This window comes from Curtobacterium sp. NPDC098951 (genome assembly GCF_044759965.1).
Lineage (GTDB): Bacteria > Actinomycetota > Actinomycetes > Actinomycetales > Microbacteriaceae > Curtobacterium.
The window spans coordinates 810279-833506 of sequence record NZ_JBIWAG010000002.1; the positions used below are offsets into that span (position 1 = coordinate 810279).

Here is a 23228-nt window from a genome sequence, read left to right on the forward strand (position 1 = left end):
CTGATGATGCGTCTGGTGTCCCTGCACCTATCGAATGACTGGATCCTCTGGGGGCACGTCCTCCTCGAGGACACCGACAACCCGGACGCGCACCTGGCGCAGATCCTCGTCCGCCCCATCGACGTCGAGCCCGGGTACGAGCTCTACGACAAGACCGACACGGTCCTGTCGGACCTTTCGGTGCCTGCGGTGCGGGAAGCGAACCGCATCGTGCAGACCCTTCTCATCCCCGCCACCGAAATCGCCCGACGGGAGAAGGCCGTTCGAGCGGTGATCCACTCCGGCTACTTGGAAGGGTTCCCGGACGACATGCCCTGGCAGGCACAGCTGTGGATGTACGCCCGCGGTGAAGTCACCCGCGAACAACTCTCCGCCTACGCGGACGACGGCCGACAGATCCCCCGCCAACCCGAACACTCCGCGGTTGGTCCGGCAGATGTGCCCGAGGACTGGTGGCAGACAACCCAAGCCCGCATCCGCAGGAACCTCCTCGACACCACCCTCACCGAGGCGGAGGCCGCGGCGGCCCTGCAGGTCAGCATCGACGACGTCGGCGAGCTGTTCGAGGCGAACCGGCTGCTCAGCTTCGACCTCGACAACGAAGAACGCATCCCCGACTGGCAACTCCTCCGACTTAACGACGGCGGCCCTGCGGCACTACTGCCCGGCCTCGACGTGCTCTACGCGGCAGCACCGCAGCCGCTCCTCGACGCTGCCGCGATGACGGAGTTCATGACCACACCCCGCACCTTCCTCACCGTCGACGACCGAGTCCTCACGCCGTTGGACTGGATGCAGCAAGGACGACCCCTGTCGACGATCATCGCCCTATTCCGCGGACGGAAGTGGCGGTCGTGAACCGCCGGCCCGACCTGTTCCTCCTTAACGTCGCCGTTGACGCCACCGGCGTGCACGGGCACGCGTTCTTTCGCGACCCACCCAGCAGCGAGCTGTGGCAGGTGATCCTCCGCAGCACCGACACCGGCAACATCTGCAAACCAGCCCACGGCGACACCCGCGATGGGTGGGAACCGTTCCTCGAAGAAACCCGGTGGCTCGTCGCGCTCACCCGCCCCGACAGCCCGGAAGGCCGCAGCTGATGATGCCAGGGCTCGAATGGGTTAGTGCCGCGTACTCCGGCCGCCCGCAGATCACGATGCCATACGGGCTCGGCGACACCACCGATCTCACCCTCACACTGACCGTCCTCAAGCTCGCAGGGCTTGCTGCGGTCATCGAGTCGCACGACACCATCCGCCTCCCCGACGGCCGCCGCGCACGCTTTCCCTCGTTGACGCAACGACCTCGCAGCGAAGGAGCTGCTGCGGACCTGCTGCTGTTGGCGCCGCGAACCGTGACGGCGACACAGATCGCCCTCGCAGAACAAACCGAAACCGTACTGCTCGTCGATATCGACCGGCGCCGCGTCTGGATCGACGGCGAACAGGTCCTTGGCGTGCACGACCGATGGAAGGATGCCGCACCCATCTACAACACCTTCGCTGTCGCACGCTTGCTCGCCGTCAACGGCTCCACCTTCGACGGACTCGTGCGGTCAGGGCTCACGGCGGGGCAGGTGGACGACGCGCTCGCACGCCTCGGCAAACGCGTGCACCGCACCGACATCGGGTGGGAATCTCGTCAGGTCGGCGGCCTGATCGACTTCGCCATCGCCTGCTACCCCGGACCAGGCGGTGTGAGGACTCGGTGGACGTCTGACTTGCCGCTCGTCGAGCAGGCGGAACGCCTCATCAGCGCGGGCTGCCGTATCTCTGGCCGCGCCATCTCCGACCGGCCCGGCTACCCAGCCATCAGCAAGCGGAAGATGCCGTACCAAGTCGTCGCGTTCACCGAGGATGAAGTCGACATGGCTGCGCTCGGGTTCGAACCCGATACGATCGGCTTCGCCGGCACCGAACTCATCCGGCCCGCCGACCCCACGATCTTCCTCACCGCAGCCGCCGCCGGATACAAAGACCGCACTGACGACATCATCACCGCCAACACGCTCCTCCGCGCCGACTTCCGCAACGACGACGACGCGGCATCGCTTGAAGAAGTACGCAACCGGCTGCAGTTCGCCGCCGACACCGGATACGACTTGCGGCACAATCTGCCGAGCTAACGAGTACTGCCGTCTGGTGCGCGAACGTCCGTTCGGGACAATGTCGTGAGAATCAAATCGGACGGGCGATAGCGACAGAGGGTGTGCGGATCCTCCGGGTGAACCACCGCTGGCCGGTGCACGACCGGCTACTGGTCAGGCGTTGAACGTCCCGCTCAGCTCCACAAACAAGCGGTTGCCATAGTCGTACGGAAGCCACCGCTTGCGGTGCATCTGATGCACGGCTACGCCTGGCGCCACTCCAACCTCAGCTGCCCGTCGCGAGATCTCTCGGTCGGCACTCAACCCTCGGAACGGCTCGAGACCATCTTCGCCGAACAAAACCTGCATGGCGAACGTGTTAGCCAGCTTCTCCGCGGCTGAGGTGCGCTTCTTCTCGGTTCGATACTCGAGGTGCATCTCGCCGCGAGGGTCATTCAGCACGTGCCCCAACTCATGAAAAAGGGTCCAGATGACAAAGCCGTCCCTACCCCACCGTCCGGTCTGCTGGATAACGGGCACGCGCTTGTCGATCCACCGAGTCATGCCCAGTAGCGGGAAGTTCGCTGGTGGCGGCACCACCATGAACACCACTCCGACGTCCTCGAGCATCGCAGCGATGTCGAGCAGCATTCGATCGTCGGGCGTCGCAGCTCGCTGACGAAGCGTCGGTAGCGCGGCCTCCAGCTGGTCCGGTGCGTACGACAGCGAGCGTCCCCGCTCGAACGGCTGACTGAACTCGGCGGCTCGCAGCCACGTTGACAACACAGTGGAGTCGACGGTGGCGTTCGACTCCGTGAGCGCAGCGAGGGCGTAATCACCGCGAGTCGCTGAGTCGTGCATGTGCACCCAGGCGTCCCAGGTCCCGCACCGATGGAACGCGAGGAAGTCCGACACAAACTTGCCGGGCTCACGCTTTGTGGCTGTTGTCGCGCCGAGGCTTCGGAGGTACGTTGCAGCACTCGGGTGGATGTCGTCGAAGTGATCTGCTAGGTGCTCCTCGTCGGCGATGCGAGCGAGATCCGCCCGGTACGCAGACTCGTACCGGAGCCAAGCGTCAGCCGGTATGCCTACCACCCGCTGTAGGCGCGCGGCAGTGTCGGCAGTGACGGGCGCCCGACCGTTGACAATCTCGTTCACGTGCTTGCGGCTATATCCGAGGCGGTCCGCAACGCCCTGCTGGGAGAGACCGTTGTCCTCGATCCACTCCTCGAGGTACTCGCCGGGGGCGACGGCATAGTTCGTGGTGGTCATGGTGTCTCCTTTCGGGAGTTGCTGGCCTTGTCATGCACCGTGGTAGTCCTCGATGTCGACCACGGTGACTTCGCTCGCGTGCAGTTTGTTCGGGCTCGGTTCGACGATGAGGCGCCAGTTGCCGCTGAGCTCACCGGACCAGGTACCACTTCGGTCGCCCTTGAGGTCATGCCACGCGCCACCCGGGTCTTCTACCGGAAGGTCACCAAGCGTTCGGACCGTGTACAGCGCCTTCACGCGTAGCCGCAGTTTCTTTTCCACCTTCGGCCACTTCCGACGCATCTCGCGCTCGTCGGTGCACTGCTTCTCTAGCTTGTTGCTCTTGTACAGTACTATCAACCGCTGTCACCGATCTCGTTACACACTAACGCTCGTAGCCCTCGGGGTATGCCCAACAGTCAGCTGACCCCGATCCGACGATCCCTCGCGGACAGGAGGAATCTATACGACTGCCACGTCCCAGCGTCCCGTGGAGACCGCGAGCCGCTGAGCGGGAGAGTCAGCCCCCGCGACACAGGCTCTGCAACGTCGATAGGTGCGGGCAAGGAAGATCAGCGCAGACTTGCGAACCGACGATCCGCCAACCGCGGAGCTCGACCAACGCTGTGCTTTTGGAGTCGCTCGTCGAAGGACGGCTGACGACGGCAGCGATCAGGCTGGTCCGCCCGGGGACCGCATCGACAGCGCGCTCCTGACACTCCTGACCCAAAGCGTCGAGACTCGCCGGACGATCAGCCTAAGAGGCGTGGCGTCACGCCGGGAGTACCAGCCGCACGTCGAACGGCTCGAGGTCGTCCGCGGCGTACAGCTGTGGCAGCTCATGGCCGGGGAGGCCCATCATCTCCAACAGGGTGATCGCGAGTTCGTGTGCGGCGCCGATGGATTGGCCGTCCGCGATCGAGGCGTAGAACCGCGCGGCGTAGTTGATGGCGTCGGCGTCCCCGATCGAGTCGGAGTGGCCGATCGCGAACGACGTGATGCCATCGACGAGTCGTTCCGCTTGCCGGGCGGTGCTGCAGGCGTTCAGGACCACCAGGAGCGGCGTCTCGTCGACAGCTTGCAGGGCTCGGCCGAGAACGCGGCTCGGCAGTGGTGCGCCGGCATTCCGCGAGTCGACGTCCTCCTCGAAGACGATGAGGTCCTCGTTGCCGTGCCCCGAGAAGTGCACCACATGCGGCACCGTCTGGGTGAGGCCGCTGAGGAGGTCTTCCCCGGTTGCTGCGGGTCGAACGTCGAGTTCGACGTGGTCCCTGCCCGATGCGAAGCGGACGGCGTCTTGAATACGTTTTTGCTCACGCCCGACTCGCAGGTCGTCATGGCTGGACGCCGTGAGGATCAGAACGCGCAGCGCCTCCTGTTTCGGCGCCCGCAGTTCCGCGATGGCCTGCTCGTGGGTGTCGAACCTCGTCGTCATCTCGCGGCGCAACCGATCCGTCTCACGGTTCGCTGCCGCGACCTGCTCAGCTCGGCGACGTTCAGATGCGGCGTCCGCCTGGTCCCGTTTCCGGTCCGCAGCCTTCCGTTCCGCTGCTTCCGCGTCGGAGAGCTGCTTCTGTAGGCGAACCTCCTCGTTGAGGTAGCCGCTTGCTTTGCCTTGCCAGGCGGCTGCGTCCTTGCCCGCTGCGTTCGCATCGTTCTCGTACCGGTCGGCTTCTCGCAGGCGGGACTTCCGGGTCGCGTCGTTGGTCGCCTTAGCGGCCGACGTCCTCGCCTTGGTTGCATCGGACCGTCTCGAGCTCTCTTTCGACCGCGCGGTCGATGCGTGCTTTTCAGCGGCGACCCGCTGCGCACGTTTCCGCTCGAGCTGGGATCGAATCGATGAGCTGCTCATGCGGCGCTCTCCGAACGGGGATCGGCAGCGCCAGGGACGCGGGCTTCGACGGTGTCGGCGAACGACTGGCAGAGGTTCACGATCCGCTGGTGGTCGTCGACGCCGTCCGGACCGAGGTGCGGGGGCGCCGCCGCATAGAGCGCGGCGATGCGGCGAGCTTCTGCTGCTGCGGCGCGGGGGAGCGGCGCCTCACGCAGTGTCGCCTCGTCGTACGGGTGGGGGAGCGTGGCTCCCCGGCGCTGGCGGATCCTCTCGAGCACGACGGTCGTTCCGGTGAGGTGGACCTGGTCCGCAAGGGGGAGCTGCCGGATCCACTGGGCGAGCCGTTCCGCTCGGCCGTCGTCCGCGTCGATCATGATGCCTCCTCGTTTGTCCGATCGTAGGACGGACAACCGACACCGGCTGGCGAAGAGCAGAGTCTTCGAGCGGCGACGATGACCGGCGGCGGTGCCGACTTAGCTTGTGTGGGCGGCTGGGAAGTGACCGCGTCCGGACACCACACTTGGACGGCCGAAGTGACGGTATCGGACCGTCACCGGCTTCGGCACACTGGTGGCGCCGTGCTGGGGCCGTCGCGTCCGCAAGCCCTCGTTCGACCGCCCAAATGCTGCGTCCGCTAGTGAGTCGAGACTGACGGGCCGTCTTGAGGCTCATCGCCGCAGGCGAACGGCTTGCCCGTGAAGTCGACGAGCTACGGATCGAACTTGCCGTCGAAGTGTTGCTGCAGGTCAATGGCACCGGACTTCGATCGATGGACCAGCTCTCCAAGAGGCAGCGCCAGATCATCGCCAGCACTCACAACGCAAAGGTGTCCGGTCCTTCGAGACGATGAACTGATCGTCGCGCTTGAGAGCGACGAAACCCAGGGCCGCCCCTCCACCGATGGGATCGGCTCACTCGATGACGCAGCAATTGGGGCGATCGCGGAGAACATCCTCGAAGCGGCCCGGCAGCTTTCAACGCGCGTCAGCAACTCTACGGCTTTTGACCGGGGCCGAACGGAGACGGTGCTCGCGATGCCACCCGATGTCTTGAGGGGGGGGGGGGGGCAGGGAGCCGTGGTGACGGAGGTCGTGGGCAAGCGCGGACCCCCTGGGTAGTGACCGCTCCGGTTGAGTACGGCACTCTGGTGCCGTACAAACTCGATCATCGGACGGGCGTACGGTGACTCACGTCAGCTTCGGAGGGCGAATCCCCGGCCGGTTGTCGATCCCGTCGGGATCACGCTGGGAGGAGATCGTGCAGGACATCGTCGATCCGTCGGCGCACCGAATAGCGATTTGCAAGGTCAACCGAAGCGCTCCCATCGCGCCGGTACGCAACACCCGCCTCACTGATAACCAGGACACCCTCCGGGCTGCCGCGGAACAGGACCCACAGGCGCGGATCCTTCAGACCGCCCGGTGTCCTCGGAAGATCGGAGATGCCGCTGAAGAGTGACAACCACGAGAGGTCGTGGGGAGTGGACCCAAGCATGCCGGCCCACGACACCGGCTCCAGATGCTCACGATCATTGACGGTGGCCGCCAAAACGCGAGCGACGACGCGATACGCGAGCGAGCGGCGCGTAGTAGACGCGGTCGTAGGCACCTGCCAATTGCGCGCCCGCTCGATCCTGCGTACCCACTCGTGCGCGTCGTCTGCGGCGAACACGTCTCGCCAGCTGGTCCACTGTGACTTGCCAACGCCCTCGATTCCGTGCCTGGGGTGGAGAGTGACGTGCGCCGCCCCGCCCGCCTCACGGGGGAGGTCGCGACGCACCTGTAGCCGGCGAGCACCGTCGTCGTAGTCTTGATCGATGAGCAAGCTGCTGTTCCGTCGACAGAGTTCGCTTGCGATCCACCACGATTGCGCTGTTGTCCACCGAGACGCCACGACGAGCTCGTTCGATCCGTTCATCGTCGCCACCCTAGGTCCACGCGCGACCCTCCGTGACCCAGCGGCACCTCGTGCTCGACATCCCTTTCAGATGCGAGGTACGTGGGATGCACCGCACTTCCGCATGGAACTCCGGCCATCGCTTTGTCCCCCAGTGGGCCGGGCGCGCGCGACGCGTCACTCGGAGTCGGGCTGAGTTCGCGAGGTGCAGGCACCAGTCAGAGGGTCACTCGATGCACGGGCCGGACGGTGCCCGTGAACTCGGGCACTCCGGTCACGTCGTTGAGGATGACGATCATCGCCACCCCGTCACCACCTTCTCCATGCGCGAGCCGCTGAAAGACGTCACGGTTCTCGTTCGAGAGCGCGTCCCATCGGGTAGCGGTGGTGATGTAGACGTGTCGTGGATCTGACCCAGCTTCGATTAGCCATGAGGGAGTTCCGTCCTCACCATCGTCGAGCATTGGATACATGTCGGTGCTTGGCGGATTGTCGGCCACGCCGTGCTGCTGCGCGTCGATGAGCTGCTGCGCTACGTCATCTGCTACCTGGTCGTCGAGTGCTTGGGATACTCGCTTGTCGGTCTGGACGATGACGAGGTGTTGCTCGATACCGGTGAGGCTGATGTCCACGTTGTCGTCCTATCGATGACGTGTACGCATCATCCCGCAAGGACCCCGTCAACTACGTTCAACATGCTTGATAGAACCCGAGAAAGAAGCAGCGGCAGGCTCCGCGCTCGTCTATGTGCACCGCCGGCTCTGTGGCGGTTAGGTACACGATAGGTTCCGCATGGTGCTGCGTCAGGTGATCCAGTTCGCGAACGGGAACTGACCGTAAATCCGTTTGAACTCGGCTCGCAGCCGCTTTTCCACGACGACGCCCGGCTCGTCGCCCGATTCTGCCCAGGCTACGAGGAGCTCCTCGTCAGCGTCGGGGATCTGCCAGATTGCTCGACCTCCCGTGTGTGAGTTGCCGCGGCGTGCGTACTGCTTCAAGCGATGGTGAATCCCTCGCCCCTGGGCGTCGGCCGCTCCGATGTAGAGAACTCGAGTCTCTTCGAGCCAAGCGCTTGCTAGTACCTCGGGCGGGTACGGCGCCCCCTTCGCCGGAGAGTCGATGGAGAAGTCTGGCCGTTCGGAGCCTTCGTAGAGCACGACGTACACACCCCGGTCCTTCGGTAACTTCAGTACTCGCGGTAGACGGACTTCAGCGAACGTCACGAATCCCTCGAACCCCACCGTTTCGAGGCCGCCGCGGTCCCATGAGGACGGGAACTCGAAGCTCACGCGCTCACCTCACTTCTCACCGGATTTTCAGTGGGCATCACCGAACTGATCTTGCTGTCCGTGAAGGGCCGACTCATGCTCCACCCTCACTGCCAATCGGCCCTCCGAATCTGGGACGAAAACGAATTCGACTGCAGGTGCTCAAGAGTAACTGGCCTCGTTCGTCGGCCGATCGATCATCCGCCGCCGACGTAAGAGCGGCATGTCGGTCGGCACCCACCGGCCGGCTCAGTCGACGTCATCGCCTCCTGCGAGTTCTTCATCAAGCGCGAGCACGGACGGCGACTGCGATACGTAGTCTCGGCCGGCCGGCCTGAGCGTCGTCCGGATGCGCGCCTCGAGGAGCTCCCGGCGCGCGCGGAAGAACGAGTCGAACTCGGCCGCGCCGTGAGGGAGCTGTGCCGGTAACGCGTTCCGCTCCAAGAACGAGCTCCGCTCTTCGGAGGTCGCGTAGTTGGCCGCCACCCAGTTCGCTGGCACTTCGGCGAGCTTTCCGATGTTCTCCAGACCCGGAAGCAGCTCCAGGTTCGGCAGCTGGTTCTTCCGCTCCGTAAGATCGTCGATCTCATCGGGCGTGAACTGCGGTGTTCCGTCGTCCTTCGTGAGCCGGCGGAGGCCCTTCTGTTCGAGGAGCGACCCTGGGAAGATGTGGTCGACGTGGAACTGGTTTCGAGTGTCGACGTGAGGGAACAACGCCGCAAGAACGGCGAACGTCCGCGGGCGACCGTACTCAAGGCTCAGCACGTCGTCTACGAGGGCGTCGGTGACCGCGAGGGACTTGCCACGCGCTGCCATAGCTCGCTCGATGGCAGCCGCCGGGAAGGTTTCGGCCCCCTCACTTCTGATGACCTCCCGGACGTCGCGGAGGAGCGTGTCCAGGCCCGAGCCCCAGATTCCTCGGACGATCAACGATCGCAGTACCCACGAACGCAGCGCCATGCGGTCGTCCCGCGTGTTTGGGGATTGCCGATAGGAGTGATCGAGCTTCCGGTGGTGCACGTAGTAAGCGACGGGGATCAAGACGCTGTCCGCGGTGAGCGATCCGCCGGACAAACCGAAGTCGCTCAACAACCCGACGGCGACCTGGAGCGAGGCGCTGAGCGTGCCCCACCTAGCCTCGAGCTGCGCCATGTTGGCGGCCGTGAAGTTCTTGACCTTGAAGCTGATATCGCGAACGTCGTTCAGCACCAGACCTGCCTTGAGCACGGTGTCGCGCGAAAAGCTGAAGCCGTTGCCCGTGTTGTTGAGCTCGTCCACCAGACCGTGGACTGCCGCGCGAGCATCACCCTCCCACTGCGCGGTCGCGATTGACAGGAGGAGATCGCTGTAGGACAGGACCGTCCCTCCCGAGTTGACCCGCACGAAAATGTCGAGGACGCGCTCGATGTCCTGCTCGGTCTCTTCGTAGAAGTGCAGTGACGCCGTCTTGTGGATCGCGTCCCACAGCGTGCTGACCAGCCCGGAGGCAACAGGATCATTGCCCACGCCGTGCTTGGCGAGGAGCTGGATCAACGAGGACATCTCTGACGCGCCGAAGACATCCGCCACGGGAAGCCAGATCTTCGTCTCATCGTCGCGCGCCGCCTCGACGTCAGCATCGGTCAGGAACTGGAAGTGGTACTTCAGCCCGAGTTCGTTCTCTGGTGCTTCGCCGGCGAGGTTGAGGAAGAGCCGACGTTCCGGGTAGGACCAGGACTTGTTTGCCCATCCGCCGTGGTTCTTGTAGGCGTACGTTCCTCGAAGCCCGATGTTGAGCGAGGTCAGTCGCTGTTGGCCGTCGAGGATCGCGACCACTTCGCGGTCAGTCGGGATGTCGATGACGGGGTTGTGGCGGTTATCGAAGGCGCTGTAGTCCTTCATGAACCCGTAGAACTTGAAGTCACTGATGGTGTCCGGCATGACCCTCCACGATAGGAAGCTCCCGACTGGGTAGCCGCGCATCACCGAGTCGAACACGCGGATCACCTGCGACGGCTTCCAGACGTACTCGCGTTGAATCGCCGGGAGTATCAGCCTCCGCTCCTGGATCTGTCGCAGAGCGTTGGCGATTGTCATCGGTTCTTTGTGCCCCATGGGTCGATCCTATGAGCAAAGCTCGTGCTGGCAGGGACTGGCACCGGGAACGGGGTCATCGAGAAAGCGAGGCACTTCACCGGGGGCACCGGCCCGTTCGGCTGCCGCACCAGACGGCTGGCTACGGTGGCTCCTAGGCGTTCCTTCGTGAGGCAATTTGCTTTGCGTCCTCTAAGTTCGATGCATGAAGTCGTTGAAGGTTGCTCGTGAACAGCAGATCGCCGTGTTCGGGGAGTCTGGGAGTGGTAAGACCGTGCTGCTGTCTTCGTTCTACGGGGCTGCGCAGGAACCGGTGGTCGCGGATGAGGGCCTGTACGACATCGTCGCGAACGATGCTGCGCAGGGCCTGCGGCTGCATCAGAACTACCTCGGCATGAAGAACACGGGCACCACGCCCCTGCAGACGCGGTTCCGTGGCAACCGGTACGTGTTCTCAATCAAGCGCCGCGGGGGACCCGTCGGCAAGTCGAAGAGGCCGGCGGCGGAGGAACTCCGCCTGATCTGGCATGACTATCCGGGTGAGTGGTTCGAGGAGGGCCCTGCAACGGAGAAGGAGCAGCGGCTGCGCGTGGAGACGTTCCGGTCGTTGCTTGGGTCTGATGTTGCGGTGCTCCTCGTTGATGGTCAGCGTCTCTTGGATCATGCCGGCGAGGAGGAGCGGTATCTCAAGGCGTTGGTGACGAACTACCGCACTCATCTTTCGCGCCTGCAGGAGGAGTTGATGCCGGACGGGAAACGCTTGGTGCGCTTCCCCAGGATCTGGCTGTTCGGCCTCTCGAAGGCAGACCTGTTGCCCGCGATGGATGTGACAGGGTTCCGGGATCTGCTCGTTGAGAAAGTTGGTCAGGAGATCGCACGTCTGCAGGGAGAGCTCGCCGGGTTTATCGAGGAGCCCGAGGCGTTTTCGCTGGGAGAAGACTTCGTGCTGCTGTCTTCGGCACGGTTCGAGCCCGGGAAGATCGACGTCGGCAAGCAGGTTGGGGTCCGGCTGATCCTGCCAATCGCGGCCATGCTGCCGTTCTCGCGGCACGTTCGCTGGGCCAAAGCGCTGCGTAACGGCAGCAAGGTCGCCAACGATCTCATGCGGTCGGCCGGTCCGTTGCTCGCGCTGATCGTCGCGAAGTTGAAGCTGCCGGGTCCGTTGAAGCTCGTCACTGTGGCGCTGCCGTTCATCTTCGATACGGTCTTCGAACACAGCCGCGAGAAGATTCAAGACGTGCACGACGCGGCGGTTGCCAAGCATGACTTCCTCACCGCAGTGCTGACCGGGTTCGAGCTCGAACTGCGTCAAGCAGTCGAAGACCGGGTGCTGCAGAAGAGCGTGAAGTGAACTTCATTTGGGCCACGCGCGGCAGGAACTGGGGATTCCGGTTCCTGCGTACGGGCGACCTGCCGGACCCGCTGGATGCGTACGAGGCCGCTTTCGCCGGCGTTGAGGACACCATCGACGCCTTCCGTAAACGTGGTGTGACAGTAGCGGTGCGATTCGCCGACCCCGAGGGTCGGCATGACCGAGCAGGTCGTATCATCCCGCACGAGTTCGTGATCCTCGCGCCCGACGCGGCTCGGTTGGACACGGTCGAGGAAGCCCGCGCCGCGCTATGGGACGTCGTCGCGGAAGAGTATGCGAGCCTCTGGGACCAGCCCACGGCGCCGTCGTAATCGTCCGCCCTGGTAGACAAGCCAATCGCCGATCGGTCTGGTCGTCCCCCGACAACGCGGGCTAATACAAGCAACAGCGCCTAGTAGAGACCAGCGTCTCGGTCAGTGGGATTTCCGCCGGGGGCAGCCACGGCCTCGCCGCTGATGTCCCAAGGGTCGCCCTGGCGGCCTGAATCAACCAGTTGACCAAAGCTGCAGTAGTCCCTCCCGCCTCCGCCCACCCGGAGTCCTCCTAATCATCCGAGCGCCAGGCCGCCGAACTCCGAGCGGAAGCCTTCAGCATCATCCTGAATCTCGCTCTCGGGCCCATGCTGATAGCTGACCATGTGCACGCTCGCACCGTCCGTGCGGTTGTAGAAGTACGTCGTGTACTGCGCATCGCGCGGAGCGGCCCTCAGCTGTACGAACTGTCCGAGCCGCAGCGGCGACTGTGATCCCTCTCTCACAAGGTATAGGTCGCCGTGAATCATCTCCTCTCCAACGCGAAAGTCCTTGGTCTTGAAGGGTGAGCGAGTCCCGACTGCGACCTCAGCGGTCTGCACGCGCCCGTCGCGTCGGAGCTCCGACCCGCCCGCTCGCACGAGAAGTAGTTGCGTCCAGACGCTTCCGAGGATCTGCCGGAGTTCACTGAGGTCCGCTTCGAGCGAGACAACCTGTCTTTTCCACTCGTCGTTCGAGGTGTAGCCCGTATGGCCGAGCCACCGATTTCGCTTCGTGTTCACCTCGCTGAACTTCTTGACGAGTAGCTTCGAGGTCAGCCGCTCGATACCTGCTTGGGACAAGCCCCCGAATGCTCGTCGGACTCGAGCGATCTCATCAGCGTCGCCCGCCTCGAGTGCGCGACGGAGCTCCTTGGTCACGCGTTCAATGATGATCACCCACGTGCCGAATGTGGCGCGCTCGATGCCTAGATGCTGGTCGTGCAGCGTCTGACGGATCGCCGCTTCGACTTCGCTGCTGTTTCCGGGGTCAGTCCTACTCGCGGAAAGCAGAACAGTCGCGTGGAATGTGACGATCGCCTCCCATGCGTGGATGTACGCGCGTTGCTGCTCGCCGGGAGTTGATGCTGTTTCCGCGGTCCACAACGCAGAAGCCACGGGGAACGGCAGCTCATCCAGCCAGCTACTGAGTGAGTCGTCGAATGCGCCAGCAATCCGGTTCACCACATCTTCGGCACTCTCCGGGGACGCCCAGACGCTCTCGCGTTGTGCGGAGAGCTCAGCTTCGAAGGACGCGAGCCGTTCGTCGGCCGAGGCGAGCGCAAGCTGCGTTCCGCGGTCCGGTACGGGGACGATGAGCTCATCGGCCCAACGCATCAATGAATTGGGGTCCGATCTCAGGGCGTTAAGCACTGTCCCCGTGCTGCTGGCCTGGATGGCTCTTCTGCGACTAGCGACGCCTTGCTCAGAGTTGAGCCAGGCCGTCAAGAAGCCAGGGTCGATAGTCTCATCGTCGAGTCGAAGTGACAGCAGTCGACCGTCGAAGTGCGCGCCAGCGATTTCCGCGGCTGCGAAGCCTCCAAGGGCCGTCGGAACGTAGACCTGTCCGTCCGATTTCGTGTCGGCCGAAGGCTTCAACGGAGTCGGCTCGCGTGCGATCAGACTGCTGAGCCGTCGCCCAGGCCACCCCTTTGCTTCTATGTCGTTCAGGAGCTCGCGCGCTTCATCACCGAAGATCCAACTTGGGTCAAGGTCGATGATCTCCTTCGGTGCATCGATGATCGACACTCCAGAAGCCGAGCCGTACCGCGATTCGAGGAGGCGGTCGTCGATCCGCGTGTTGGCGTACGTCGTTAGGCGCCACGAGAGCCGATGGCCCTCGCCGGAGTCTCGCCCAAGGCGCGCATCTCGTCGAGTGAATTGATGTACGGGGATGCTGCGATTGCGGGGGCCGGGCTTTCCAGTTCTGAGCCCCGATTCGAGTTTCAGGAATGCCGCAGCCGGCATCGAACGATGCTGGTGCTCAGTCGTGAACTCGGTCTGCAGATCGGCGATCATTGCCTTGCCTCGGCGAGAGGCTGCTGGTCTGTTGGTGAATGTGACGAGGTAGAGCGGGATAGCTGTGTTCGGTGCCAAACCATCGGGCAGGCGGGTTACCGATTCCAGTAGCCCGGCCTCGACGATCTTCTGCCGTACTGACGCCGTATCGCCTCCAGCTGACAAGGCGCTTGGGGTCACTAGCGCGGCGACTCGCCCACCGCCGTCGGCGCTCGGACGCAGCTTCTCGAGGGCGAGCGAGATGAAGAGCCATGTGCTGTCTGAGCGCTGAGGCAGGCCGAATTCAAACGCACCAGATCCCCGACGGGCCTCCACCTGCGGGGCAAAATCCCTCCAGTCAAGGCCCCACGGGGCGTCGACAATCACGAGGTCGGCCGGGAAGGCGTCGAACTCATCGTGTACCAAGGTGTTTCCCACGGCCATTGCGGCGTCGGGCACGGTCTCGAAGCGCTGCCTGCTTACTGAGACCACGTGCTCGCTGATGTCCTGCCCGCGGTAGCTGACGTGCACCCCGGCGGACCTCAGCGCATCAGTGAGTAGGAGCCCGGCGAAGCCTGATCCGGCGGCCGGGTCCCACACATTCAAGGACGTGAGGCTTGGGTCCAACCGGCTCAGACATCCGACGGCAAGTGCTCGGGCCAGGGTCAGGCTCGTCGTGTGCTCCGGCCCCGGAGAGTTGCGATCGTGATCGCGGCCAGGCACATGAGGCGGATCTCGCAGGACCGCACTAATAGCGGGGTGAAGTGCGCTCATGGTCGATCTTCTCTGCTCATTCGACATCGGGCTGGCTCTTCAAGTACTCGTACAGCATTGCCGGCAGCGCCTTCCCAAGCTCGCCGAACAGGCCGCTGTCGGTGAAGAGATCGTCGATGAACGCCGGGGTCTCCTCCCGCACTCCTAGCAGCGCCCTGGTGAACGCCTTTGGTAGGGCCGGGGACTCCGCGAACTGCTGCGCCGTGTTCACCGACGCCTGACCCCTGAGATCCTTGTCGAGCGCGAGTTTGCCAACGATGTGGTTCATCTGAAGGTCGATGACGCCGACGCCGTACTTGTCGCCGAGGCGTTCGTTGAGTTTCTGGACGATCTCCTCGAGTGCGCTGCGGTGCTTCTCGTGGATCGCGCCCGACCCGATCGCGGTAATCGGATCCAACCCTGGTCCCTGCTCGAGATTCAGCTTCACGGCGTCGCCGGCGCTGATCTTGTAGCCCACGAGGGACACATCGGAAACGTCGACTGGTTCGAGGATCGTCGCGGTCGAGAGTTGCGGAAGGATGCGGCGGAAGAAGTAGTGCCGGCGGGGCAGGTCCGTGTCCTCAAGGTTGCGGGCTTGGGAGATGAAGTCGTAGAACTTCACAAAGTTCCCCACATCCGCCTTGAACAGCTGAAGCTCGTCCTGTTCGTCCTTATCGTCATCGAGCACTGCCGCGACCCACCGCTTCTGGAACCGGTCCACTGCCGGCGCAGTCGCAGCGGACACCTTCGAGTTCGCGTTGAGGCCGCCAGCGAGCGCGGCGTCGAACGCCTGCTCCACCTCGGTCATGTCGTAGATCCCGGCCGAGTCGAGCTTCGCCACGAGGTCATAGATGAGGTTCGGGTCGGTTGTCGCAGTGAGCGTCGCCTTCCGGTAGTACGGCAGGAACGCGTCCAGCACCTCCTGTGGGTCGTTGACGAAGTCGAGGACGAACGTCTTGTCCTTGCCCGGGTGGGTGCGGTTCAGCCGAGAGAGCGTCTGCACGGCCTGCACCCCGCCGAGCTTCTTGTCGACGTACATCGCGACCAGTCGGGGCTGGTCGAACCCGGTCTGGAACTTCTCCGCAACGATCATCACGTTGTACGTGGCTGGCTTGAACGCCTCCGCGAGATCCGACTGCACTCCGGGGTTCTGGGTCCGTTCCGTCAGCCCCTCACCCACGTCGTCGGGGTCCTCGACCGTGCCGGAGAATGCCACCAGCGACCGCACCCCTGAGACGCCCGCATCGGTGATGTAGGTGTCGAGGTACTTCTTCCACCGCACGGCCTCGACCCGCGATCCGGTGACGACCATCGCCTTTGCCTTGCCGTCCAGCAGCGGCTGCACGAAGGTGCGGAAGTGGTCGACGACGATCTTGGCTTTCTGGCTGATGTTCGTCGGGTGCAGCCGGACGTACCGGACGAGCGCCTTCACCGCGGTTGACTCGTCAACCTCGCCTGCGCCGTCGTAGTCGCTGTCGGGGTGTTGCAGCTTCCACGCCACCTTGTACGGGGTGTAGTTCTGCAACACGTCGAGGATGAAGTCCTCCTCGATTGCCTGCTGCATTGAGTAGAGGTCGAACGGTTCCGGCGTCGCATCCGGCCCGGCATCTTTCGGGGCTCGCCCGAACAGTTCCAGCGTCTTCGCCTTCGGGGTGGCGGTAAACGCGAAGTAGGAGATGTTCGGTGCGGACGCGGTGACCGCCATGGCCCACTGCAGGTACGCGTCCGAATCGATCGGCGCGCCCTCAGCGACGGCGGCCTGCTCGTCCGGAGACAGCACCTTCGTCAACGCTCCCGCCGTTGACCCGGTCTGCGAGGAGTGGGCCTCGTCAGCGATTACCGCGAATCGGCGCCCCTTCAGCTCGGGCAGGGATTGGATCGCGGTGATCAGCGCCTCGAACGACTGGATCGTCACGATGACGATGTTCTTGCCGCCGGTGAGTGCTGCGGCGAGCTGTTTCGACTTCGACTCGCCTCCATCCTTGGTGATGGACTGCACCACGCCGGCTTGCTTTTCGAATTGTGCGATCGCGTCCTGCAGTTGCTTGTCCAGCACGGTGCGGTCGGTGACGACGACGACCGTGTCGAACACTCGCTGGTTTTGGTCGTCGTGCAGTTGGGAGAGGCGGTGGGCGAGCCACGAAATGGAGTTCGTCTTCCCCGACCCCGCCGAGTGCTGGACAAGGTAACGGTTCCCTGCCCCCTCGGTCCGAGCCGCCTCAACGAGCCGGGTCACGGCCCTCCACTGGTGGTAGCGGGGGAACAGCACCCTTTGCGTCTTCGTCTTCTTGCCTGTGTCAGGGTCGACATCTGTCTCGACCTGCAGGTGCACGAACGACCCCAATAGCTGCAGCCAGGTGTCGCGCTGGAGGATCTCCTCCCAGAAGTACGAGGAGGCCGACCCGACCGGGTTCACCGGGTTCCCCGCGCCCTCGTCCGCACCCTTGTTGAAGGGCAGGAACCGAGTCGCAGCACCGGCGAGCTTTGTCGTCATCTGCACCTCGGAGTTCGACACCACGAAGTGCACCAGCGACCGCTTCGCGAATCCGAACAACCGCTCACCCGTTGGCGAACGGTCGAAGCGGTACTGATCGATAGCGTTCCCGATCGGCTGCGTGAAGTCCGTCTTCAACTCGACCGTCGCGACCGGGATACCGTTCACGAATAGCACCAGATCCAACGCCTTGTTCGGATACTTCACCGAGTAGTGCACCTGACGCACCACCCGCACCCGCATCTTCGCGTACGCCTCAAGCGTGTCCGGGTTCTGCGTGGTCGCCGGCCGAAACTGCGCCAACCGGAACTTCACCGCACCACCGTGCAGCGGCACCATCGAGAACCCCTCGTGCAGAATCCGGATCGTCCCGCCGTTCTTCAACGGGTCCAGGTCCAGCGAATTGGAAAGACGCGTCAGAAGGCCTTGACCCGCCGCGACGCGCTGAGCGCCCCCGTCAATCGGCCGGACGACCCTCGCGAACTCGGCCGGCTGCGACTCCTCCAACCAACCGAGCACGTCCTCGGGGAACAGCGCGAGCTCCCGGTCGTACCCGGCGTCGGTTGGTGAGTACAACCATCCGTTCGCCGCGAGGTGTTCGGCTATCTCCTTTTCGAGCGCCGACTCTAGATGTGCCCCAGCAACACCACTCATGCAGCCACCCCCACATTGATTTTCCCAGTCACAGCAGCCGAGATCAGCGCAGCACGACGCTCACGCGCAAGCTCAACGCTTCGGTCGGCCACTGCGAGCGCGTCATCGATCCGCGTCGTAGCTTCCTCGATTTGCGCCACTATTCGGCACTGCTCCACCAGTGGAGGGACCGGCATCTCAATCCGTCCGAGCTTATCTCCCGACACATTCGGAATAGTAGCGAATGCGCTAAGAGCTTCGTAGTGCCCGAGCCTTCGAACATGCTGCAGCCAATAGTTCAGGAACCGCCCCTCTTGCCCAGGTCGGGGTCGAAGACGGATCACGTGATTCTGGAAAACCCAACCGGGCAAATCATCTGAGAGGAAATCCGACCTACCGTAACCTCCGCCGCCTTCGACGAAGACAACATCTCCTGCTCGGAGCGCGAGCGCTTTGCACTCAACGGCTGTCGCCCTCATTTCCTTCACGTTACCCAAGTCGAGTCCGCCGGGTTGAATATTCGCAGCCCGAACATAGGGAACTAGCTCGCCGACGGACATCGACTCGTTGAGCATCTTCCCCACCACGACTGAATACCCACGCTTGATCGGCTGCACCGTCCAGTGGGCCGGTACTGAACCAATCCAGTCCGGACCTTTCGTCAAGCAGTCGGCTCTCTCGTCCAGGCCGCGTGTCACGGCTCGACCGATCACGGCGGCGCGGCGTTCGGTTAGTAGGGTGATCAGTTCCTCGTTCTTCGCGATGAACGCGTCGATCTGCGCTGTCTCCCGGTCGAGATAGTCCGCAATTGCCCGCTGTTGTTCGACGCGAGGCACGGGCAGTGGCAGCTCCGCCAGTGTGTCCCAGCGGCGGAAATCGGCGCCGCCCTCACGTACCCCTCGCGCAAGGGCTTTCGGAAAGCCCGACGCAGCTTGCAAACGCATGGCGTAGGCGGCGTACCGTGGCTCAATCAGCGGAGTAGGAACGCACACTATGCAAACGGGGGAGATCACTCCATCTGAGTCTGAAACTCCAACCGACCCTCGCATGATGTCTAAGCCGTGGACCACGAAGTCACCCTTAAGCACGCCGAGGTAGGTCGAAGTGTCGGCAGCCTCGTGGTAACCGATCTTGGCTCGGTTAGACCGCAGGGTGACTTGCCCGTCAGTGTATGCGGTCACGATCTGTGCACCGTCACGGGGCGCTCGTTTGACGGGCGTGAAGAGCCTCTTGAACGGGAGTTGAGGCAGTCCATCCGCACCCGGCCAGGTGATTCCGGTCACGCCTCGACCGCCGACAGCATCTTTCGCAGATCCGCCAGGACTCCTTCAAGGTCACGATCAATCTCCTCGAGCGGGCGCGGCGTGACGTATTGGTAAAAGTGGCGAGTGAAGGGGATCTCCGCGCCGTCCTTGGTCTTGGATTGGTCGACCCATGCGTTTGGGGCGTAGGGGAGGACTTCGCGGGCGACGTAGGTGTCGACGTCTTCGTCCCATGGCACGTTCTCGGTGTCGCGAAGGGAAGCGTCCGGTTCCGGGTTGCCCTTGCTGTCGGTGCAGGTGTCGGCGGTGTCGTCCTGTTCGCCAAGCTCGGTGGTCACGGTCTTGAGCAACGCTACGGGGAGAGTGAGGCCTTCGGCTTTCGCGGCGTCCTTCAGCGCCTTGTGGAAGGCCGTGCGGTTCTTCCACACCGTGACGGTGCCGAGCCGGTCGAGCGCACCACGAAGCGCTGCGGCATCCGCCTCGTTCAGTTTCTGGATGGCCTTGGCTTCGAGGACGGCGTCGATGCGTTGAGGGGTGGCGTGCCAGTTGAGTCTGAGGGGGCGCTCTACGGTGATGGTGCGGTACAGAAAGTCCTCTTTGCGGAAGATCTTCGAGTGCTCCCCATCCTCGAACCCGGCGTAGAGGCCGACGATCGTCTCAATGTTCTGGGGCGAGAGCTCGTTGCGCTTGGAGCCGAGGCCCTTGCGAAGCTTGGTGAGCATTTCGCGGCCGTCGATGAGCTGCACCCGGCCCTTGCGGTCACCGTCCTTGCGGTTGGTGAGGATCCAGATGTAGGTGGAGATGCCGGTGTTGTAGAACATGTCTTTCGGCAGGCCGATGATCGCTTCGACGAGGTCGTTGTCGAGTAGCCACTTGCGGATGTTCGACTCGCCGCCGCCGGCACCGCCGGAGAACAGTGGCGACCCGTTGAGAACGATCGCCATGCGGGATCCGCCGTCTTCGGGCTTGCGCATCTTTGACACGAGGTGCAGCAGGAAGAGCATGGCCCCGTCGCTGACAGCGGGGGTGCCGGGGCCGAAGCGGCCGTTGAAGCCGAGCTTGGTGTGCTCGTCGTTGACGTAGGCGCGCTGATCTTTCCAGTCGACGCCGAACGGCGGGTTGGATAAGCCGTAGTCGAACTTCTTGTCGTGGAAGGCATCTTCGGTGAGGGTGTCGCCGAGGGCGATGTTGTCGACGTCCTGGCCCTTGATGACCATGTCGGCCTTGCAGATCGCGTACGACGCGTCGTTATAGTCCTGCCCGTACAGGCTGAGCTGGATGCCAGGGTTCATCCTGCGCAGGTATTCATCCGCGACGGAGAGCATCCCGCCGGTGCCGGCGGTCGGGTCATAGATGGACCGAACCACTCCAGACTTGGCTAGGGCGTCGTCGTCGAGGGCGAACAGCAGCTGCACCATCAGCGCGATCACCTCGCGGGGCGTGTAGTGGTCGCCGGCGGTCTCATTGGACTTCTCGTTCGCGAACCGGATGAGCTCCTCGAACACGAGCCCCATCTGAATGTTGCTCACAGTGCGGGGGTGGAAGTCGGCCTGGGCGAACTTCTCCGTCACCGCGAACAGCTTGTTCTTCTCGGCCAGCTTGTTCAGTGTCTTGTCGAACTCGAACCGGTCGAAGATGTCCCGCACGTTCGGCGAGAATCCGGCCAGGTACGAGGCGAGGTTCGCGCGGAGGTCCTGCGGGTCGGCGACGAGCTTCCCGAGGTCGAACGGGGACGTGTTGTAGAACTCGTGACCGGATGCCTCGGTGAGCGTGACGGTCTGCAGCATCTCGGGGAGCGCCCCGATCGCTTTCGCGGTCTGCAGGACGGCGGGCTTCGTGGCGGCCAGGACCGCGTCGAGCCGGCGGAGCACCGTGAACGGGAGAACGACGGCTCCGTATTCGGAGGGCTTGAACGGGCCGCGGAGAGACTCGGCGATGTTCCAGATGAAGGCGACGTGATTTACCACAGGTGGGCACTCCGGCTGTAGGGCAACGAACATGCGGCGCCAACGCCGCGAACCCTCCCATCCTGGTCTATAGGAGCCGAAATGCATGCAATGAGCGGCGCCCTAGGATGCAGCAGCTTGAGCTACAGCCGATGCCCGTGGACTTGGAACGACGACACCAGGGTGGCCGCCAATGGATGCGCCCACTGTCAATCGCACCGGCTGGAGGGGGAGCGCGCGCCCTTCGCGCGCACTCTCCGTGCAGACGAGGGTAGGTCGGCGGTGCTCAGGGCTAGCTCGCGCCTCTTGACTCGAGCCGTGCAAGCTGTCCATTTCCGTCTGTCAAACACCTGGCGTGGCAGTCGGACAAGTCAGCTGGCAGATGACAACAGGCGCACGGAGCCCCCTCGTGCTTCAGGCGCACAACATCCCCTCGAGCGCACCGTGGTGGTACGGAGCCTTCGCGCGCTGGATCGTTCGACCTGACGAGCATGGCCAGCAGAAGCGCTGTCGGCCTCGCTCTCAGGCGGCGCCTGGAGCGGCTCGAACCAGTAGCCGGTCTCATCTAGGCCGAGAGAAGTCTCACCTGCGTTGAGAAACGACAGCCCGACCGGGCGGCCCTTCGTCGTTCCACCGACGGCACCGTCGTGGGATCGTGACTCGCTGACACCCTCCCGTGTTGCGCATCTGGAATTTCACCGGCATCATTCTCATCGTCCGACCACGAGGGTCGGGTCTGGCAACGCCGCCAGGACGAGAGGACACCGCCACGCCGTGTCGAAGCTCACGCTCGCGTTCGCGGTCCCGGCCCTGACGGCCCTGGCCACGTCGATCGGCCTCGGGATCTGGGGCGACCTCTCGCCAGCGGGATCCACGCTGCAGCACGTCCTGTTCACCTTCGCCACCACCGTCGGGCTGGCTGCCGTCGCGATCGGCGTGGTCGGGGCGAGTGTCGTGCGAGCCAGGATCCGACGCTCGCGACGGGGCGGCTAGGCACCGCGGCCTCGGGCGCTCCGGCGATCCACCGACGGAGCCGAGGCGTGCGGGCAGCGTCCAGGGCCGCGCGCGAGAGTGCTGTCATGCGTGCCACTGCCCCGTTCGTCGTCGGCGTCGTAGCAGCCCTCGCCCTCACCGGGTGCAGCGCCGGTGCAGCCCCTCGTCCGACCGGCACCGCCAGCACTGCGACGGCTACACCGACACCGACACCGACACCGACACCGAGCATCGGGGCCGCCGACCGCACCGCCGTCGACCGGACGCTCGCCGGCCTCGAGCGGGAGTACGACGCCACCGTCGGCGTCGTCGCCACGGACACCACGACCGGCGAGACCGTCGCGTACGGCGGCGACCGGCGCTCCGGGTACGCGTCGACACTCAAGGTGTTCGCGGCGGCGGCGTTCCTCCGCCAGGTGCACGGCGCCGACCGGGACGAGCACGTGCGGTGGACCGCGGCGGACGCCACCGCCGCCGGGCACACCCCCGTGACGAGCGCGCACGTCGCCGACGGCCTGACGCTCGCCCAGCTCGCCGAGGCCGCCGTCCGACAGAGCGACAACCTCGCCCTGAACCTCGTCCTCGACCGCATCGGCGGACCCGCTGGGCTCGGCCGGGCCCTGACGGAGCTCGGGGACCGGACGACCGAGGTGGTGCACGACGAACCCGCGCTCAACACGATCGAGCCCGGCAGCACCGCGGACACCACGACCCCGGCGGCGTTCGCGGCGGACCTCGCGACGGTGCTCGACGGACGGACGCTCGGCCGCTCCGACACCGCACTCCTCGAACGGTGGATGAGCGGCAACGCCACGGGCGACACCCTGGTCCGCGCCGGCGCACCGGCCGGGTGGACGGTCGCGGACAAGTCCGGGGGCGCCGGCGGCATCCGGAACGACGTCGCACGCGTCACGCGACCGGACGGCGGCCCGATCGTCATCGCCGTGCTCACGGCCCGCAACGAGTCCGACGCCGCGTACGACGACGCCCTGGTCGCGCGGTCCGCCCGCGCGGTGCTCGCCGCGTTCGCGGGCTGACGGTCACCCGGCGTCACACGGCGTCATCCACGACACCTGTCGG

The 23228-nt window shown here is 64.4% G+C and carries 20 protein-coding genes; 8 read left to right on the forward strand and 12 right to left on the reverse strand.

Annotated elements, in window-relative coordinates; all coding sequences use genetic code 11:
* Window positions 1-3: 3 nt before the first annotated feature.
* Genes ACIQUC_RS08430 through ACIQUC_RS08440 form a run of 3 tightly spaced genes read left to right on the forward strand, consistent with a single transcriptional unit; the run spans window position 4 to window position 2125 of the window.
* Window positions 4-858, forward strand: a complete 855-nt coding sequence (locus ACIQUC_RS08430) for an antitoxin VbhA family protein (RefSeq protein ID WP_402265458.1) — start codon at window positions 4-6, stop codon at window positions 856-858.
* Window positions 846-1100 carry a hypothetical protein gene (locus ACIQUC_RS08435; protein WP_402265461.1) on the forward strand — a complete coding sequence of 85 codons (255 nt, stop codon included), beginning with the start codon at window positions 846-848 and terminating at the stop codon, window positions 1098-1100. The genes ACIQUC_RS08430 and ACIQUC_RS08435 overlap by 13 nt, the downstream gene beginning before the upstream one ends.
* Entirely contained in the window at window positions 1100-2125 is a 1026-nt protein-coding gene (locus ACIQUC_RS08440) for a hypothetical protein (protein WP_402265464.1), read from the forward strand. The genes ACIQUC_RS08435 and ACIQUC_RS08440 overlap by 1 nt, the downstream gene beginning before the upstream one ends.
* A 135-nt stretch (window positions 2126-2260) precedes the next feature.
* Here ACIQUC_RS08440 and ACIQUC_RS08445 read toward each other — a convergent pair whose 3' ends face one another.
* From ACIQUC_RS08445 to ACIQUC_RS08460, 4 genes are all read right to left on the reverse strand, one after another.
* Window positions 2261-3358, reverse strand: coding sequence for a HigA family addiction module antitoxin (locus ACIQUC_RS08445; RefSeq protein WP_402265466.1), 1098 nt, complete (start codon window positions 3356-3358; stop codon window positions 2261-2263).
* Between the two features lie 30 nt (window positions 3359-3388).
* Window positions 3389-3619 (reverse strand): type II toxin-antitoxin system RelE/ParE family toxin, encoded by a 231-nt coding sequence (locus tag ACIQUC_RS08450; protein WP_402265469.1) that lies wholly within the window; start codon window positions 3617-3619, stop codon window positions 3389-3391.
* A gap of 490 nt (window positions 3620-4109) precedes the next feature.
* On the reverse strand, window positions 4110-5189 hold the full coding sequence (locus tag ACIQUC_RS08455; protein ID WP_402265472.1) for a hypothetical protein: 1080 nt from the start codon (window positions 5187-5189) through the stop codon (window positions 4110-4112).
* Entirely contained in the window at window positions 5186-5545 is a 360-nt protein-coding gene (locus ACIQUC_RS08460) for a hypothetical protein (protein ID WP_402265475.1), read from the reverse strand. The genes ACIQUC_RS08455 and ACIQUC_RS08460 overlap by 4 nt, the downstream gene beginning before the upstream one ends.
* A gap of 287 nt (window positions 5546-5832) precedes the next feature.
* Between ACIQUC_RS08460 and ACIQUC_RS08465 the strand changes: the two genes are divergently transcribed.
* Window positions 5833-6021, forward strand: a complete 189-nt coding sequence (locus ACIQUC_RS08465) for a hypothetical protein (RefSeq protein WP_402265478.1) — start codon at window positions 5833-5835, stop codon at window positions 6019-6021.
* A gap of 389 nt (window positions 6022-6410) precedes the next feature.
* Here ACIQUC_RS08465 and ACIQUC_RS08470 read toward each other — a convergent pair whose 3' ends face one another.
* The 4 genes from ACIQUC_RS08470 to ACIQUC_RS08485 all read right to left on the reverse strand — a co-directional run bounded on the left by ACIQUC_RS08470 (window position 6411) and on the right by ACIQUC_RS08485 (window position 10429).
* Window positions 6411-7088, reverse strand: a complete 678-nt coding sequence (locus ACIQUC_RS08470; protein ID WP_402265480.1) for a hypothetical protein — start codon at window positions 7086-7088, stop codon at window positions 6411-6413.
* Between the two features lie 197 nt (window positions 7089-7285).
* Window positions 7286-7699 (reverse strand): hypothetical protein, encoded by a 414-nt coding sequence (locus ACIQUC_RS08475; RefSeq protein ID WP_402265482.1) that lies wholly within the window; start codon window positions 7697-7699, stop codon window positions 7286-7288.
* 171 nt (window positions 7700-7870) lie between these two features.
* Window positions 7871-8356, reverse strand: coding sequence for a hypothetical protein (locus ACIQUC_RS08480; protein WP_402265484.1), 486 nt, complete (start codon window positions 8354-8356; stop codon window positions 7871-7873).
* A 228-nt stretch (window positions 8357-8584) separates the two neighbouring features.
* A complete protein-coding gene (locus ACIQUC_RS08485; RefSeq protein WP_402265487.1) occupies window positions 8585-10429 on the reverse strand; it encodes a DUF262 domain-containing protein in 1845 nt (614 codons plus the stop codon).
* Between the two features lie 184 nt (window positions 10430-10613).
* Here ACIQUC_RS08485 and ACIQUC_RS08490 point away from each other — a divergent pair, with 184 nt between their 5' ends.
* On the forward strand, window positions 10614-11759 hold the full coding sequence (locus ACIQUC_RS08490; RefSeq protein ID WP_402265489.1) for an ATP/GTP-binding protein: 1146 nt from the start codon (window positions 10614-10616) through the stop codon (window positions 11757-11759).
* On the forward strand, window positions 11756-12091 hold the full coding sequence (locus ACIQUC_RS08495; RefSeq protein ID WP_402265492.1) for a hypothetical protein: 336 nt from the start codon (window positions 11756-11758) through the stop codon (window positions 12089-12091). Before ACIQUC_RS08490 ends, ACIQUC_RS08495 begins: the two co-directional genes overlap by 4 nt.
* Before the next feature lie 236 nt (window positions 12092-12327).
* Here ACIQUC_RS08495 and ACIQUC_RS08500 read toward each other — a convergent pair whose 3' ends face one another.
* The 4 genes from ACIQUC_RS08500 to ACIQUC_RS08515 are packed head-to-tail and all read right to left on the reverse strand — an operon-like array spanning window position 12328 to window position 21176.
* Window positions 12328-14868: an N-6 DNA methylase gene (locus ACIQUC_RS08500; protein WP_402265495.1), complete on the reverse strand. Its 2541-nt coding sequence runs from the start codon at window positions 14866-14868 to the stop codon at window positions 12328-12330.
* Window positions 14858-17968 (reverse strand): type I restriction endonuclease subunit R, encoded by a 3111-nt coding sequence (locus ACIQUC_RS08505; RefSeq protein ID WP_402265498.1) that lies wholly within the window; start codon window positions 17966-17968, stop codon window positions 14858-14860. Before ACIQUC_RS08505 ends, ACIQUC_RS08500 begins: the two co-directional genes overlap by 11 nt.
* A complete protein-coding gene (locus ACIQUC_RS08510; RefSeq protein ID WP_402265501.1) occupies window positions 17965-19230 on the reverse strand; it encodes a restriction endonuclease subunit S in 1266 nt (421 codons plus the stop codon). Before ACIQUC_RS08510 ends, ACIQUC_RS08505 begins: the two co-directional genes overlap by 4 nt.
* Entirely contained in the window at window positions 19227-21176 is a 1950-nt protein-coding gene (locus ACIQUC_RS08515; RefSeq protein WP_402265504.1) for an N-6 DNA methylase, read from the reverse strand. The genes ACIQUC_RS08510 and ACIQUC_RS08515 overlap by 4 nt, the downstream gene beginning before the upstream one ends.
* 753 nt (window positions 21177-21929) lie before the next feature.
* Here ACIQUC_RS08515 and ACIQUC_RS08520 point away from each other — a divergent pair.
* The gene (locus tag ACIQUC_RS08520) at window positions 21930-22148 is read left to right on the forward strand and encodes a hypothetical protein (protein ID WP_402265507.1); all 219 of its coding nucleotides are present in this window, start codon (window positions 21930-21932) and stop codon (window positions 22146-22148) included.
* Window positions 22149-22234: 86 nt separating this feature from the next.
* Window positions 22235-23185: a class A beta-lactamase gene (gene bla, locus ACIQUC_RS08525; protein WP_402265509.1), complete on the forward strand. Its 951-nt coding sequence runs from the start codon at window positions 22235-22237 to the stop codon at window positions 23183-23185.
* Window positions 23186-23228: the final 43 nt, after the last annotated feature.